The sequence below is a fragment of the Yeosuana marina genome (assembly GCF_011762485.1).
GTDB lineage: Bacteria > Bacteroidota > Bacteroidia > Flavobacteriales > Flavobacteriaceae > Yeosuana > Yeosuana marina.
Window position 1 is genome coordinate 19,663 of the sequence record NZ_JAAKGI010000001.1, and the last position, 17,579, is coordinate 37,241.

Consider the following 17,579-nt stretch of genomic DNA (forward strand, 5'->3'; position numbering starts at 1 on the left):
GTTTTAGAAATAGAATTTTAATATTTAAAGTTGTCATTGACATCCCATAATCCCCAAGAGGTACCTGCCCATCCTTCGGAATGTATTTTCCACGACTCATCAAATGAAGAAAAATAAAATACGTCTACATTCTCATTTTCAGCCCATAATTGTGTCTTAATGTAATAGGTCATTACATTACCTTTTGAAGGTTCTGCGTCTCCAGTTCTTTCACCTATACTAGGCCAACCAGTTTCTGTAATAATAACCTTTTTACCTTGTGCTGCTTCAACTGTTTTATGATACATTTCCTGAAGATAAAATCCTGCTATTTTTATATCTGCTCCTTCCCAATACGGATAACAGTTTGCTAAAATAACATCACATGCTGCAACTAATTGAGGTCTATTTATAAACTCATAGTAAGCATCAACATAGCCAACTGGTGTGTTTTTTGATGCCTTTTTTACTAGATTAATAGAATTTATAATGGTCTGTTCGCTTAATTCGCCTCTATAAAGTACTTCATTACCTACTGCTGCAATATCGACAAGGTCTTCCTTTATTAATTTTATGAGAGATTGAACTTCTAAATAATTTTTCTCTATGTCGTTATCTAACCAAGCACCTACCATAGTCTTTAACCCCATTTCCTTAGCAATTTTAGGAATTTTCTCATGCCCACTAGTACAAGAAAAAACTCGTATCCATTGAGTGTGTGGTTTCAATATTTCTAATCGTTTTCGTATTTGCTCTTCAGAAATAAAATCTCCAGGTTCTTGTCCTTTTTCGTAGGCACTAAAGCAGATTCCTGGCATACCTTTTTGAAAGACATTCATAAATTCTTTTTGAATATCCTCTTTTGATAGAGAAGAAAAATCTAGTTTAGTAGAGAAAAGTTGTGGGAATTTTTGTTTGAGTTCTTTTTCTGAAACTGTATGAATATCAATTTCAGAAAGCAACTTCATATTAGCATAACCAGAAGGTTTGAATGCTTTTCTCTTTTTTAATTCTTCAGAAATTTCATTAGCTCTTTCTTCAGTTAGGTTATAATTACGCATTATCCACATCGCAGCAAGCGTACCCACTATTGGCAAACCTGAATAGAATAATCTTATGCCTGTAATTGACGCTTCGGTATTTACGGTATCTGGTACAAAACCAACCAACGTCATAATAGCACCTGTTAATAATCCTGCTATTGCAAAACCAAACTTTACCATCCACCAATAAATAGCTCCAAAAACCCCTTCTCTTCGTTTTCCTGTATTTAATTCATCTATATCTATAACATCAGATGTCATTGACATCATGAGCGTAAACAAACTTCCAATACCAAATGAGAAAAAAGGCAAGGCAAATAAAAACATATATGGTTTACCAGGAATAAATAAAAACCAAAGCATAATATATCCTAAAATAGAAATTCCTTGAGAAGCCAAAAAGGCTTTCTTTTTACCTATGACTCTAGACATCCAAGCTACAATAGGTATTACCAAAAAGGTAGTTCCTAAAGCACCTACACTGCCTAACAGTGTTGGCCAAAGTCCTGCTGCTGAAGCATCACCACCAAATAAATAATAGACGACAATAAAAAATGAAAATCCAGCAACAACGTTGTAAGCATTAAAAATCAAAAATGTTGAAAAACACAATTTTCTAAACTGTTCAATTTTGAAAGCTTCTTTAAAATTTTCTATAATTTGTTTTAAACTACCTCCAATAGTTTTTATTGTTAAGGGCGTTAAACTTTCATCATTTTTAGTTGACTTACTTTTAATAAAAATAGCAGGCGCCATTGCTAAAAGAGCAAAAATAACACCAACCCAAATACCTAAAGTTCTTGTTGTTTCAGTTGTTTCTCCAAACCAATTATCGTCATACATTACCACCCAAAACCAAGGCGCTATTACCCAAGCCCATTGTCCTATAAATTGAGCTATTGCCATGATGCTGGTACGCTCATGAAAATCATCACTCATCTCATAACCCATAGCCACGTAAGGCACAGAAAAAATAGTAAGTCCTAAATAAAACACTAAAGACCATATTAAGAAATATGTAAAGTTATAACTTACACTATCTGTTAAATATATTTGCCACATCAGTGCAAAAGAAATTCCCATTATTAGAGCTCCTAGAAACACATACTGTCTGCGCCTACCCCAAATGGATCTTGTATTATCAGAAATAAATCCCATAATAGGATCTGAAAAAGCATCAAAAACACGAGGAAGAAAAAATAAAATTCCCCACATCCAAGTTGGAAAGGCATAATCTTGAACTAGCACTACCATGAAAATAGCTAAAGCAGCAGGAAACATTTGATTAGAAAGCATCCCTACACCAAAGGCTATTTTTTGTCCAAATGGTACCTGGTGTTTTGTTAGTGTTTTATTATTCGACATAGTTTTAGTTTTTGTTTAGTTAGTGTTTATAGAATATTTTATTCCTTGAAAATTTAATACATATCAATTATTTAATAGAAACTTCTTTTGCAGTTGGCGGCACTAAAACATCTTTCATTAGAGCATTTTTATCTCCATTATAGGTTTTATTAATAGGGTTTCCATTTCTGGTTAATCCTTTAAAAACGCCTTGATCAACCATATCCCAAAGGGCATACTTTGCTTTGCCATCTACTGTAAACAGTCCGAAGTGTTTTTCTGAATTCCCAGAATTATCACCACCCTTCCATGGTTCGTCGAATCCTTCAAAATAAAAACAGGAGATTCCTTCTTGGTTAGTCCAGTCTCTCATATGGTTATAGTACAATGCTTCTTTATACTCGTCACAAGCTTTAGATCCATCAGGACCATAAAATCCTGAAGATAAACTTGCCCATCCGGTTTCACCAATATGTATAGGTTTACTTACACCAAGACTTTCCATATATCTCTTGACGTTTTCATACTGCATTTTCGCGTATTCCTTAGCTCGCAACATCGATATTTCAATTTTTTCCATATCGGTTTTACCTTCCATACCTTCTGGGTTTAACCAAAAATCTGGCTGATAATGTGTGTCATGCATAGGATAGGTGTGTACCGAAAGATAATCTACGGCTTTAATCAATTTGTTTAAATCTTCTACATGGTATTCTTCGCCACCGCCTCCCCAAGACGCAAAATTATCTGAACTTGTCACCCATAAATCTTTAGATAGTTTTCCTTTTTTCTTTAAATCTTGAAGATAATTTACCCATTTTAATATAATCCATGGTTCAACATAATAACTTGCCGCCCATTTTACCATCGCTTCGTTCCCAACAGCGATTACTTTTACGATATCTGGATATTGATTGGCCAATGCAACGGCCTTTTCCATTTGTGGTTTGTTATCATCACTTTCTAGGTTATGAATAGGTTTTTGGTCTGTCCAAGCATTTTTACAATCTATCCATGCACCAAGCATGACATACATTTCAAAGCTAGGATCTTCCTGTTTTAACTCGCTAATTGCTTTTAAAAGGTTTTCGGCTTGCGGTTTGTGTACTTTATAAGTTCGAACTATTCTAATACCTAAGGCATGCAAAATTTTCATGTCTTCTTTGAGCTCTTCTAATGTAGGTTCAATACTATGATCCTGATATCTATAACCTCCATAAGACATGGCTAAATAATTGGGATTTCCTAAAATTTCAGCTGCAGTTTTCGACATTGTTTCTTTTGGTTTTTCTGAACATGAAAAAATAGTTACGATGAAAAAAAACCACACTATTTTTTTAATACATACCATGAGTTTGTGTTTATTGTTTTATAAAAGCTACTATTTGTTGAATTTCTCCTGTTCTTTCAAACATTTTTTTACTTGTTGCTTCATCAAGTTTCAAATGATTAAGATTAACTTCTTGATTATTATTATAAATAACTTTAAGTTCTTCTTTATCGCTTAACTTATATATAATTGGTACTTGACAATACGTAAAACAAAGTGAATCTTTTTCTAATTGGATAATTCGTTTTTGTTTATTAACATCGGTATATTCAAAACTATTGGCATCTTTTAAATACTCACTTTTTCTTAATAATCTCGGGTTGAAAAGTATAGATCCATTCTCTACAAAAATACCTAGTTCTCCTATTCGGCTTAAAATATCTTCTTTAACTTGTCCCGTCATTCCTGGTTGTTGCGCCCCCTTATTGCCAGGTGTATGTGAATATGGGTCTGTTGGAAAGGCTCCATACAGATCTGGCGATTTATGAACACCAATACCTGCTTCAATTTCGTAGTAATGATCTAACAACTTACCTATGACTACCTCACTTTCATTTGTATTAACAGCCAACAAACAATTTTCTTGAACGGCTAGTAATAATTTAGAAACCATATGCCAGTAAATAGATCCTAAGCCTTCATACCCGAAAAAGGTTCCTGAACGGCCGGTGAACGATTTATGATCAAACGTTTCTTCAAAAAGGTCTAATAAATATTTAGTGTCTTTATTGACAAGTGATTGATAGGTTTCCGCTGATAAGTTAGCTAAAGCTCCCTTTAAACTTTTGGCATTATGAAAACTTCCGTTAAAATGGTAATTGCCAAATACATCTTTTTCTACAATTTGAGTATTGCCTTCTTTTACTAATTGTTTTAGTAATTCTGATTTTTCAACCTTAGCAGTTGGTATATTATTCTTTTTATCAAACCTCGGTAATTGTTTGTTAGGGTATAAAATATAGCTATATTGATCTGGTCTGAATAACGCACTATTTTTTAAACCATCTAACAAATCTAAAGCCTCTTTAGGTGATAAATATCCTGAACTTAAAACGGCCACCTGACCTTCTAACATAACCGGTAAATAAGAAATAGACACCTCATCATTTTCAATACTCATGATGTTGTAAGCATGATATAACTTATCTGTTCTCTTATTGGCTTCAATACTATGATCTAGATATTTTAAAGTAACTGTGATGAAACTTAAAATATCTGATTTGCTAATAGACTCTTTATTTCCTTCAAACCCTTCTTCATAAATTTTTAGTCTATAATCGCCACCTGCCGTACCTAATTTATCTAAGATTGTTTTTCTATCTTTATTAGAAACTTTTCCTGAAAGGATAGACTCATGGTCATGAAGAGCACTTACAACCTTGTTAAAAAACGTAACTAATTCTTCAGATATTTCTATTTGCTCACTGCTTGCCTTAGAAACTACCCCTTCAAAGAAATTTAAAAAACGTCTTAAATAATACAAGGTTACCATAGAAACCCCATTACCTACCAAAGCATTATTCGCATCATTCCATTCTGGACGTTGTGTATTTAACCAAATACCACCTTCTGGAATAAAATTAGAGACTTTTGCTAACACCGTTGCCAACAATTTTTCGATTAAATTGACTTTATAAATAAAGTAATTTTTATCTCTAAGTAGGGTGCCATCTGCTCCCAGTTCAGATTTCTTCTTGAAAATTTCTTCGTTTAAATGATAATCAAAATCAATCGTGTCTTTAGGATTACGAAGTGTATCTTGATAACTCTTAATTTTGTAAGGCACATTGGCGTATACAAAAAGGTCTTTATTAAATTGACTTTCTAATTGATTAGGATAATGATTTTCAATAAATTCTAAGAATTTTAACAAATAGATAATTTGATGATCTCCCCAATATCCAATGTACGACCATGGATCATCTTCTTCTATCACTTCCCAATCAAAACCATCTTTAGTTATTCTATATGGGTTGTAGCCTTCAAATGTGGTTGCATTTAAAAACTTGTGAATCATACTTTCGATAAACTCTGGATACGAGTGTGCAAGCGCTTCCCAGTTCTGGAAAATATCACGCCAGTTACCTTCGTAATCTAGAATTTTAGAACCATCGATTTCACTTCGTGTATTAATTGAAAACCTATTCCAAGGTCTACTTGGGTCGCCATGACGTCTACTAAATTTTAGTGGCAGATATTCAAAACAAAGGCGTTTAAAGTTTTTGTCGTCATCTTCCTTAGCGATGTTTTTTATATATTTTAACGAAAAAAGTTCTGGCAAAGCCTTAAGAACATCTTCTTTTTTCTTTAAGACTTTTTTATTCGCATTCGCAATATATTTTATAAAATCTTGCTTTTCGATGTTATAATCGTCATCAAAAATACCACCGCGCATAATATTAAAAAGCGTGTTAGCAAAATGTCTCGTATTTGTTAAAACATCTGCCGTTTTTTGTAAACCATCAGACGCACCAACCAAATTAATTAAATTGGCAGTTCCTTGATCAATATCGTTTTGAACTAATTGCCTTAAATCAGATTCGGTTTTAATTAAGTTTGAAATATAATTAACGCCGCTAATAGATTGATTTACATTAGTAATAGTCATCCAAGTTTTTTCAGATTGAGCTTCTAGCATGACATTAGAACATGTAAAATACGCACCTTTTTCAGCTTTTATATCAACTTCCTGAGTCAATTGCTTTCCTTGTCTGAAATCATGAAGCTGTAACGATGATAGTAAATAGGTTGGATTATCAACACCTATGGACCATACGATATTAGCCTTTAAAGCTTCGCTAGGCTCGGCCTTATCCACAATAAAAGCACTCAATGCAAAAACGCCTATACCAACTTCTTCTTCAAGTTCACATTTTTTATACGCATCAACCAAATTACTGCTCGCATTTTGTAAAGCTGAATTTACACCTGATGGTAATATGTTTTGCAAACCATCCAAAACAGTTATACTCGTTTTTGATGTATTATTATTAACAAGCATTGATTTTTTAACAAAACCGAACTCATTACTAGAATTCCACTGATATTTAAAGGTTACTTTTAAATCGTGATTAATTTCTTCGAAAACAATTTTATTACCATAGATACTTTTATATAAGTTCCTGCTAATATTATAAATCCCTTCTTGTCTGTTTGAAAAAGGTTCCCATAGATATGTTTTGCTATCTTTAGAAACGTGTATAATGGTTTTACTTCCAGTTGTTTCGGCTGATTCGGTAATTTTATCATCTGTATAATAAGGAAACAATGATGATTCTGAGTTTTTTCGTCCTGCGGATAACCCTCCATTACTTGATATAAACATCCAATGGTTGGAATCGCTTACAACACTCATAAAAAAAGGACGCATCGCTTCGACGTTTGAAATTTTATAATAATTTTCATTTTCAAACTGAACCATGGTCCCTGTTATCTCCTTATCGGTTGATTGCATTTTTAGATTACCGATATACATATCTTTACTACTCATTAATCTTTTCTTTTATATTCTTAATTTACCATAACATGGTCTGTTTCCTTTGTTAGTACTTTTAGGCTTTTTTCAAAATTATAGTTTGAATTGAATGTGGTAACGCATTTAAATTCGCTGTATTATTCGCTATAGAAAGCGTAAAATTCAATTCTGTTTCACTTTGATTCATAACAACAATTACAATACTGCCATCTGTATTTGTAAATGCGGTACTTAACAATTTATTTGAACTTGTCGCACTTGAGATTCTTTTGGCTCCTGGACGAACAAATTTTGAGAATTGGCCTATATAATAATAAGAATCAGTAAACGTTAATTCATCTGTTTGTGTGTTACCGTGAACAGGGGAAAAACAAAAGTTACCTACATGGTTTGGACCTCCTGTTTCATCCAATAATATATTCCAATCAGTCCATGCAACAGTTCCATTATTGAAATCATGAATCATAGATCTACCATAGCGTTCGGCTAGTTTTGGATCTTCATTATTAATTCTGTCCCAATCAAATTTTTCGTTACAGCCTTCGGTAAAAATTAAGTTTTTATCTGGGTATGCTTCTTGCACGCGTTTGACGGCATCAAACATAGGAATACCGTCTTTCCAATCTTCATACCAATGAAAACCTGTTCCCCAAACATATTTTGAGGCTTCAGAATCATTTAAAATAACATTAGCTCTTTGAAACAATAAATCTCTGTTATGATCCCAAACAATAATTTTTTTATCGCCTAAACCATCTTTTTCCAAGGTTGGTCCTAAATAATTTTTTACAAAATCTCGTTCTTCTTCAGCGGTATAAATACAAGACTCCCAGCGCTGAACAGCCATAGGTTCGTTTTGAACCGTAAGCCCCCAAATAGGAATACCTTCTTTTTCATAAGCTTTAATGAATTTTGCATAATAGTTAGCCCAAGATTGATAAAACTCTGGTTTTAATTTGCCGCCATGCAACATATTATTGTTAGTCTTCATAAATGCTGGTGGACTCCACGGACTTGCATACATGGTTAATGTTCCTCCTGCAGCTTCAATAGCCTTTTTTGTAAATGGTAATCTAAACGTTTTATCGTGTTCTATATTAAAGGTTTTAAGTTCTTTATCGCCTTCGTCCACATACGTGTAACTTGCTGAAGAAAAATCACAGCTATGAATAATGGTACGTGCTAAAGAATAGCCAATTCCCTTTTCTTGACTGTAGTAAGCTTCCATAAAACGGTCTTGATTTTTTTTAGACAGTTTGTAAAAGGTTTCAGCAGAGGCGTCGGTTAATGCGGCTCCTATTCCTAAAAAGGTTTGAAACTCTTTTGTGGGGTCCACTACAACGGAAGCGTCTGTTTCCTTTGGTTGCTCCAAAGATCTAAATTGAACGGAACCATCATAAGATAGTTTTAAAAGAGTATCATGAGCTGTTTTATAGACCTCACTTTTCATTTTAGAAACATCTACAGTGTTAATGGTCTGGTTGTTATCGGTTTGATTCATCTTTTTTTCTGAATTACAACTGATACACAAAATGCAAATAATAATTTGTGAATGATAAAAAAATCGTTTTAAAAATAACATGATTACAAGGTTTGATTAGTACTTAAATTCACCAACATAAATTTAAGTAAATTCAATTGCTATTAAGTATTATTTATAAAAAAGGCTAGCTAGCTTTAAACTTTAGCTAGCCTTTTATTTTATATTATTCAAGTCTAATGTCATCAAAATAATAGGTCTCATCAGTATCTGTTAAAGTACCATCAGTACCGTCGGGGTTATCAGGTTTTATAACCAATTGGTTAAGCCCTGTATTACTAGGTGGTATTCCTGTAAATGTAACCTGTACTTCTGTCCAAGTATTAGCCTCTGTAACGGTAGCATATTGAGGACCTGGATTTCCAGAACCTGCATCTTGCGGAGAACTATTCACCTCAAACTTCATAACGACATTCGCTTTAGATGAATACACTTTTACCTTAAACGTTTTTGTTGCATCAAAGTTGCTAGGAAATGCATTTTGAAGACCAGCCCATCTATTTGTTCCCGTTGCTTTAACAACTTTTAATACATAAGCTGAAGTATTTATTCCTGTGCTTGAGGGGTTTGCAGCAAGCTCTGTAGTAATACTTCCACCATCTGTGAATGTACTTATAAAAGATTCACAACTTTCAAAGTTTACTGGAAATGCCGTTGCAGCAACTGGTGTACCTGTACAACCACCTGTCCCACCACCTGTTGTGCCGGCCTTATAGAAATAAATATTATCAACATAAATTGTTGAAGGAGTAACGCCATCTTGTCCATCAAATTTTAATTGATTTATAGCGCTTGTATTAACTCCTGTATAATCTGTTAACGGAATATCATAACTATTCCATTGTCCTGTATTTAAAGGAGTTAAAGCCAGTAACGTTTCTCCACCTCCTATAGGTGTGAATTTTACAACTGTGGCATCCGCTGTCCAGACATCTACATGTAAAAATTCCATAGTAGATAAGTCTTGTGGAGCTGATAAATCTATACCTTGATAATTGAAATTATCAAATTTTAACGTGTTATTACCTGCAATAGATTCAACAGTTTGTACGGTAGTTTGTCCCCAACCTGGGTTAAAATTTGTACCTGATAAATCTGTGTAAGCATCACTAAATACTGATACTACATTAGCCGCATCTTGAGTAGGCGTAGGAGCAGCAGTATTTGGTGCAGTTAGAGGTGTTGAAGATCCTGCTTTGTAAAAATAAATATTGTCTACATAAATTGTTGAAGGATTAACACCATCTTGTCCATCAAATTTTAATTGATTTATAGCGCTTGTGTTGACTGATGTAAAGTCTGACAAAGGAATATCATAACTATTCCATTGTCCAGCAGTTAAAGGTGTTAATGCTAATAACGTTTCTCCACCTCCTATGGGTGTAAACTTAACAACTGTGGCATCTGCTGTCCATACATCTATGTGCACAAACTCCATGGTAGATAAATCTTGTGGAGCAGATAAATCTGTTCCTTGATAATTGAAATTTGCATATTTTAACGTGTTATTACCTGCAATAGACTCAACAGTTTGTATGGTAGTTTGTCCCCAACCTGGGTTAAAATTTGTGCCTGCTAAATCTGTGTAAGCATCACTAAAAATTGAAACTACATTAGCTGCATCTTGAGTAGGAGTAGGCGCTGCAGTCGTTGGTGCTGTAGCACTAGAGCCACCACCATCAACAAATTCTATGTCGTCAAAGTAATAAGTCGCTTCTGAATCTGTTAACGTTCCATCAGTACCATCTGGATTATCTGGTTTTATAACAATTTGATTAAGACCTGTATTGTTAGATGGAATTCCTGTAAAAGTAACTTCTACGTCTGTCCAAGTGTTAGCATCTGTTATAGTTGCATACTGTGGTCCAGGATTTCCAGAACCAGTTGGTTGTGGATTACTGTTAACTTCAATTTTCATAACAACATTAGCCTTAGATGAATATACTTTCATCTTAAGTGTTTTTGTTGCATCAAAATTATCAGGGAATGCATTTTGAATACCTGCCCATCTATTTGTTGCTGTAGCTTTAACTACTTTAAGTGCATAATCTGACGTGTTTATACCAGCTTTATCAGGGTTAGCAGCAAGCTCTGTCGTGATACTTCCACCATCTGTAAATGAGTCTACAAAAGATTCACAACCTTCAAAATCTACAGGGAATGCTGTAGCTGCAACAACAGTGCCACCACATCCATTTGGAGCAACTGGTGTTTCAATCTGCGTAATATCATCTATATAAAAAGTTCCTGAGGTTGTTCCTGCACCATCAACAAACATGGTAAATTTAGAGTAACTACCTGCAGAATCAAAGGTAAAATAAAGCGTTTCCCAACCAGAACCACCATGATTTGCGGTAACTTCAATATCTGCGGCTGTACCGCTTTCTAATTTTAGTAAGACATCTACTGGTTTATCCGACCAAAAAAGAAGTTTAATGGTTTTATCTACCGATAAATCAATCGGAGAGCCTAAATCAAAAAACAAACCTTCGTAAGCAGCACCACTGTTTACAATAGAACCAACTTTTCCTGTACTTGTATTATCACCAGATGGATCTGGATTATCAACAATTGAGAACGATGCACCACCAAAGACCGTGGGATCATACTTAGTATTGGCTCCATCAAATGATATTGGCAATGAAGCTACTTCAGGAATTAAAATGGTTATCTCATCTTGAAAAGTATCAGTAGATCCAGCAGCTACCGATGATTTTAAAACAACTGTATATGTGCCGTTTTGATAGGCTCTTACCGGGTTAATAAGTGTAGAGCTACCTCCATCTCCAAAATCCCAAGTATAATTGGTGGCATTTTCAGACAGATTAATAAAAGTTACTACACCTGTATCTGAATTAACAGTATACGTAAAGTCAGCAAGAACTTTTGGTAAATCTGCGTTATCATCTTGACAACCTACAAAGGTTATTGCCAATATCAAAATTGATATTTGTTTGAATCTTTTAATTAATTTTTTCATAGTTTTTCTGTTAGTTGTTATTGCTTTTATATACTCTTACATAGTCTACAAGCATTGTTTGTGGAAATATTTCGTCGCTGTCTGGATTTCCTGGAAAAGTCCCGCCAACAGCTAAATTAAGTATAATATAAAATGGTTTATTAAACACCCATTCGCCTAACTCTCCAGTCGAATTAGCCGGCGTTACTTTAAGATCGGCTGGTGTTATTTGATTATATAACACATCGTCTACATAGTAGTTAATATAGTCTGGACCCCATTCAATACCAAATATGTGGAATCCCTCATCTAGTCGTTCCTCTAAATCATAACTTTTAGTGATTTGACCTTGAGGATTTGTTAATCCAGAGTATCCAGGGCCATGAACCGTTCCACTAATTTTGGTTGGCTCTTGTCTTCTATATTCCATGATGTCAATCTCCCCAACTTGTGGCCAAACAACTTGGTCACTATCGGCTCCTAACATCCAAAAGGCAGGCCATAAACCAGAACCTGACGGAACTTTTATTCTTGCTTCGAAACGTCCATACTGCTGCTCAAACAATCCTTTGGTAGAAAGTCTTGCAGAGGTATAAGTTGAATTTTGATAATTTTCTTTCTGAGCGGTAATGAGCAACATTCCGTTTCGAACTGTTACATTTTCTGAACGATCTGTATAAAACTGTAACTCTTGATTTCCCCAACCATTATCGCCCGTACCTGTATCATAACCCCAAATAGCTGGATTTGGAACGCCATTAACGTCAAACTCATCTGCCATTACAAGATTATTAAACGTTGCCACTGTTTGTTTTTCATCTGTTTCACAGCTATAGATAACTAAAACTGCTACCAATAGAAAAGACATAAACAGTAAAGATTGTTTCTTTATTTTATATGTTTTTGTTTTGTTCATCTTTTTATTTTTTGAATTTTAAAGTATCTATTTTATTCCTTGTAGAAGTATATGTTATCGAGTATGAAGTCTGGACCACCTGCTAAAATAATAGCTCCCAAGTTGTTTTTTTGAGTTGCAAGGCCTTGATCCAAAGGAATATCTATGGATGTCCAAGACCCAACTGCCAACCCATTGGCATCAAATCTTTTATCTTTATCATCCCCTATAGGATTACCGGTATTAACATCAGTTTCAATTTCGCCATTGGCTCCAACATCCCTTATTTGTATATTAACATTAGTACCTGCATTTTCAGTATATATATCAATATGTAAATGTGTTAAAGTTGATGCGTCTATTGTACTATCGAAAATAATACCGGTAAAATTATTATTTGTATATGACAGTACCTTTGCTCCAACAGAACCTAATTCCGTTGTTTGTGTTGTTGAACCCCCAAAACCTGGACTAAAATTACTAGTAGTAGCAGGTATATAGGCATCGCTAAAAATTGACCTGACATTGGCTGCTAGTCGCGTTGGCACTGGAGCGGGATTTAACGCGCCATTAGAGGTTATAGTTAGTGAACCCTGTGCTTTAATTCCAGCGAGTTCTGCTGTTACTTCTGCGGTGCCTTCTCCAATAATACTAATCACTCCTCGCTCATCTACAATGGCAACATCGGTATTAGATGATATAAAGCTAAAATAACTAGGTGCCGCAACAACTACTATATCTTTACCGTCTACATTATATTTTGGCTTTAACCCAGATGCTGCTAAATCAATTTCACTTCCCGTAAATGTTTGAACTGCCACATCTTCCCCATCTAGGATAATAGGTCTTGGTTGGGAAACCGACCCTAATTTTTCAAATTTTACTTCATCCATCCAAAAGGTAAAACCTAACCCATTAACACCTCCAGTAGCATATGTTAACATACCACGCTCTCTTAAAAGCTTAGACGCATCAGGAATAGGAATAATATATTTTTTCCAATTTGTTGTAAAATCAATATCAGTTCTTAAAGTACTATACGTGTCTTGTCCGAAACCAATCTGATTAATGGTAGCCGCTTGTGTTGCTTTTCCCCAAAATGTCAATGCATTATAGCCTGTTAAATTTCTCCCAGATGTTTCTCCATCTATTATAAAAATCGCTCCTGCATAATTTCCATCAAGATCGTTACCATTTGGAACATCAATTCTCATAGATGCTGACCCTTCATAACTAACTTCCTTATCAACCGACCAAGCATCTAACTTAGATCCAATTGGGTTACCTTGATCTGGTCCAAAAGGGAAATAAAAAGTGGTTCCCATACCAATTGGAGCATCAATAAATATTTCTGCCGTATTTGGAAAAGTCGCAAATACCGCTTCATCTGAAAGTTCTCGATCACAACTCACTACTATTGTAAAAATGAGACCTAGAACAAATGTCATTTTTGTATATGTAAATTTTATGTTTTTCATTTTCATCTTATTTTATTTACCAATATTGATATGTATATACGTTCTAATCTCCCATTCACTTCCGTTACCAAATCCAACTGAACTTATTGGAGGTATTGCAGGAAATGTGTTTGGTGGTACTTGATTTGGTAAATACCTAGGTGAATTTTTATCTAAAGACCTCCACGTTCCGCGGATACCAATCTTAGTGTCTGGCAAAATGAACCAATCTGGTTTTCCTATTGATGTTGAAATATCAATCATGTTTTGAACTGGGAACGTAAGGTTAAAATCGCGATGGTAATCAAAAGGACCCCAATCATTAACTTTAAAACCGTATTCTATTTTCCATTTGTTATAAATCATTCTAATGTCTCCACCAAAACGTTTTATGGTTCTATCACTATCACCGTTGGCCTGAGCGTTACCTCCATAAAGGTTTGCTATAAGTCCTAAATCTCTATTTACTTTAGAGACGATTCGAGAGCTTACTTCCCAAAGATCTTGTGCAGGAGCAGATTTTGGAAACGCAAAAAATGTACGATTCGCTAAAAATCCTATGGCTGCATCTTGCGCTGTTGGATGATGACGATACACAAAACCAAGATTAAAGGCAAGTTTAGCATCCTCTGAACGGTCACTGTCCCAATCGTAAAAATAAGATCCAGGTGTTGGATCGAACGTTAAAAGTAATTCGCCTGCTGTAGTCTCTCTATTACCTCTTACAGCAAATGGATCGTCAATAAAGTTTCTTAATCTTCCAGGAGCATTCACATCATTTGGCATAGGAGCCACTAGAGGTTTCTGCCAAAGAAAGTTTGGTGCAATTTGCCAATTGCCTATGTTGTAAGTAAAACCAGAAAGTACATTTGTTTGGTTTCCGCTTCCAGAATCTTTTAGCTTCCAGCCAGTAAATGTCATCGTTGCATCGGCACCCCCATTGGCTACTAAGCCCATATAAGCAGTCTGTGCATACCAGTTAAACCTACCTTTTTGATAGGTTATTTTGGCTTTTCCACCCCAGTTATCATCTGAGTTTATTTTATCTTGATACACCACATAGTTTCCTGATTCGCCAGTTACGTCTTGAAACGTACTTCCATTTAATGGGCTACCTCCCCAAATACCACCTAAAGCAATACCGAAAGCTCCAAACTTTCTTTCTAGAACTACGGTAGCACGTTCTGTAGGCCATGGCGGTATTACACCACTACGAACCTGATTGGCATCAAGAATTCGTTGTCCGTTTGCATCGAAATTTAAACCTGTATCTAAATCTCTATGATAAATACCAGTAATATCCCAATGTTTAAAATTAGTTCTATACTTTAAAAGAACGGTTGGATTTGCTCCCCACCATAATTGTGGTCCAAATGCTGCCTTAAGACCTTCTAAAGTGCCTTTTCCGTCAATCTCCATTCCTAATATCTCACCATTATAAATATCTAGATTAGGACCATAATTAGCTTCTGGATATAAACCAAAGAAATCTCCTTCGTATCCCCAATGGTAATGTCCTGTTCTATAAAAACCTCTTACATCTGCAACTTTAGTTTTCCACTCATATTCTGCGTTGTAAACACGTACCCGGTTATTATCGGTAATAACAATATCTTCACCGTTTGCATTGGTAACTGTAATTGGACGACCAACATTTTCGTAAAAAATCTCATCAATAGGATTTTGTGCTACGTTACCAAGAACATTAAAGTTAACTTCGGCTCGCATGTTGGAAGCTGGATTTGCTTCTACACCAATAAAATAAGACTGCATGTGATCGAAGCCTAATTTATTCGGATACGTTTCTACATCTTGATTCTCAGTTTTTGGTGTTGTTATTAAGCTTCCTCCAGTATTAAATGTTGTAAATTCTGCTCTAAAATTACTTAGCTTTATTTTATCGGAACCATCTGCTTTTAAAGCTGCTTTATCTCCTCTAGCTTTTAAAACAGCATCCATTAAATGAATGTTATCAAAATAATTGTCAACAAAGTCTAGTGTAACACCATCTTCATACGGATTTAATTGGTGTGCTTCTTTTAAGGCATAGTAGGCAGCACGTGGATATAAATCGTAAAGACCTCTATTACTCGTTGGGCCTTTGGCACATATACCAAACCACTCTTCGTTCATATTGTTTTCACCAACCTTATAATCTTGACCATAACCTCCATTAGACCAGGACGCAGTCGTATCATGCAAATCGGCACCTTCTCTTTTGTCGAAACCATGCTTCCACCAACCATCACTAAACTGAAATGTAAAACCTCCCAAGGAGTTATTTGCTTTTCCTAATCCAGCAGCATTTTCATAAATTTCTTTCCAATTTCCTAAATCATAATAGGCTTGCATTTTTTGATCTTCTTTATCTTCTATAGCATTATAAGCATCGGCGCCAAACTCTGTAAACATAATAGGTTTATTTAGTTTGTCTTTTACAACTTGAAAAATATCTCCAAATGAAACACCACGATAAGAATTCACACCATATATATCGACATCTTTACATTCTTCTGCAATGATATCTATAAATAAAACATCTCCGTTACATATGGCAACGGGGTGCGATGTATCTAGAGCCTTCATTTTTTTTGCGGCCTCATTCATAAGTTTATACATTGGTCTTCCGCGAGATTCTCCAATAAACTTTTTTTCTTCTTCATCGTCTGGAAAATCTTCCGTTTCTGCACCTTGCCAAAAAAGACCATAATTGTTTTCATTACCAAGTAAGTACAACAATAAACCAGGAGTATTTTTGTATTCTTTAACTAGCTTGTCAACTTCTGAAAGAAGATACTCTTGTGTTTTAGCATCATCATAATGGGTAATTGGCGTCCACACACCGTCTAATGTTAATCCATAACGTCCAAAAGAATGGTTAAGCATGGTATAAATACCATAGTTTTCGTAGATATACTTAATCCATCTTGCTGGAACTCCTGTATACATACGTACGGCATTAACATTCATGTTCTTTAGAAGAGACATTTCATTGTCGAGCGCTGCTTTAATGATATCATCAGACTTATTCCAGAAGTCAGCATTCACTGTATTTGTTCCAATTGGAATATAATCCCAGTTCATACCATTAATCATGAAATCTTTTCCATTGACAACTAATTTCATGCCTTCTTCGTTACTCAGTACTTTAACCTTATCAACCTGAGCAATAGAGGTAATTGTAAATAAGAAAAGCATTAATCTAAGAAGATTGTTTTTCATAGTTTTATTTAATTTAAGTTAGTTTTTACTAATTGGAATAAACATCTAGTGTCTTGTCTAAAAACAAGGTATTTCAAGAATATTTTCTTAATAGCTGATTTTGCCCCAATTAGATAAAGATAAATATATGTTTTATCATTATCAACTTGATAAAAAACACCTCAACAAAAAACATACATAACAAAAAAACCTTATTATATTAAGAAAGTATTAATAATAGCAAGGGATTATTGAGAAATTAATTTTTAGTAAAAAAGTCTTTAAAAAGAGTAATGTTGTGGTAATGTATAGGTAAAAACCGCTTGTGTTGTGCAAGCATATAAAAAATATGGTTA

8 protein-coding genes are annotated in these 17,579 nt (G+C 34.6%); all 8 read right to left on the bottom strand.

Features of this window, described 5'->3' with window-relative positions; all coding sequences use genetic code 11:
- Positions 1-17: 17 nt before the first annotated feature.
- Entirely contained in the window at positions 18-2,387 is a 2,370-nt protein-coding gene (locus G5V56_RS00105) for an MFS transporter (RefSeq protein WP_166959415.1), read from the bottom strand.
- Between the two features lie 67 nt (positions 2,388-2,454).
- Entirely contained in the window at positions 2,455-3,717 is a 1,263-nt protein-coding gene (locus G5V56_RS00110) for a glycosyl hydrolase family 17 protein (RefSeq protein ID WP_166959418.1), read from the bottom strand.
- Between the two features lie 10 nt (positions 3,718-3,727).
- Complete coding sequence (locus G5V56_RS00115; RefSeq protein ID WP_166959421.1) at positions 3,728-7,186, bottom strand: hypothetical protein; 3,459 nt, start codon at positions 7,184-7,186, stop codon at positions 3,728-3,730.
- A 61-nt stretch (positions 7,187-7,247) separates the two neighbouring features.
- Positions 7,248-8,672, bottom strand: coding sequence for a glycoside hydrolase family 30 protein (locus tag G5V56_RS00120; protein ID WP_166959424.1), 1,425 nt, complete (start codon positions 8,670-8,672; stop codon positions 7,248-7,250).
- A 205-nt stretch (positions 8,673-8,877) separates the two neighbouring features.
- Complete coding sequence (locus tag G5V56_RS00125) at positions 8,878-11,691, bottom strand: PKD domain-containing protein (protein ID WP_166959427.1); 2,814 nt, start codon at positions 11,689-11,691, stop codon at positions 8,878-8,880.
- Between the two features lie 10 nt (positions 11,692-11,701).
- Positions 11,702-12,586 carry a glycoside hydrolase family 16 protein gene (locus G5V56_RS00130; RefSeq protein WP_166959430.1) on the bottom strand — a complete coding sequence of 295 codons (885 nt, stop codon included), beginning with the start codon at positions 12,584-12,586 and terminating at the stop codon, positions 11,702-11,704.
- Positions 12,587-12,618: 32 nt separating this feature from the next.
- The gene (locus G5V56_RS00135; protein WP_166959433.1) at positions 12,619-14,043 is read right to left on the bottom strand and encodes a glycosyl hydrolase family 16; all 1,425 of its coding nucleotides are present in this window, start codon (positions 14,041-14,043) and stop codon (positions 12,619-12,621) included.
- Positions 14,044-14,055: 12 nt separating this feature from the next.
- On the bottom strand, positions 14,056-17,244 hold the full coding sequence (locus G5V56_RS00140; protein ID WP_166959436.1) for a glycoside hydrolase family 2 TIM barrel-domain containing protein: 3,189 nt from the start codon (positions 17,242-17,244) through the stop codon (positions 14,056-14,058).
- Positions 17,245-17,579: the final 335 nt, after the last annotated feature.

Excerpts from the sequence above, each read along its gene's own strand:
- G5V56_RS00125 (WP_166959427.1), bottom strand. The coding sequence starts at position 11,691 with ATGAAAAAATTAATTAAAAGATTCAAACAAATATCAATTTTGATATTG.
- G5V56_RS00130 (WP_166959430.1), bottom strand. The coding sequence starts at position 12,586 with ATGAACAAAACAAAAACATATAAAATAAAGAAACAATCTTTACTGTTT.
- G5V56_RS00120 (WP_166959424.1), bottom strand. The coding sequence starts at position 8,672 with ATGAATCAAACCGATAACAACCAGACCATTAACACTGTAGATGTTTCT.
- G5V56_RS00105 (WP_166959415.1), bottom strand. The coding sequence starts at position 2,387 with ATGTCGAATAATAAAACACTAACAAAACACCAGGTACCATTTGGACAA.
- G5V56_RS00140 (WP_166959436.1), bottom strand. The coding sequence starts at position 17,244 with ATGAAAAACAATCTTCTTAGATTAATGCTTTTCTTATTTACAATTACC.
- G5V56_RS00110 (WP_166959418.1), bottom strand. The coding sequence starts at position 3,717 with ATGGTATGTATTAAAAAAATAGTGTGGTTTTTTTTCATCGTAACTATT.
- G5V56_RS00135 (WP_166959433.1), bottom strand. The coding sequence starts at position 14,043 with ATGAAAAACATAAAATTTACATATACAAAAATGACATTTGTTCTAGGT.
- G5V56_RS00115 (WP_166959421.1), bottom strand. The coding sequence starts at position 7,186 with ATGAGTAGTAAAGATATGTATATCGGTAATCTAAAAATGCAATCAACC.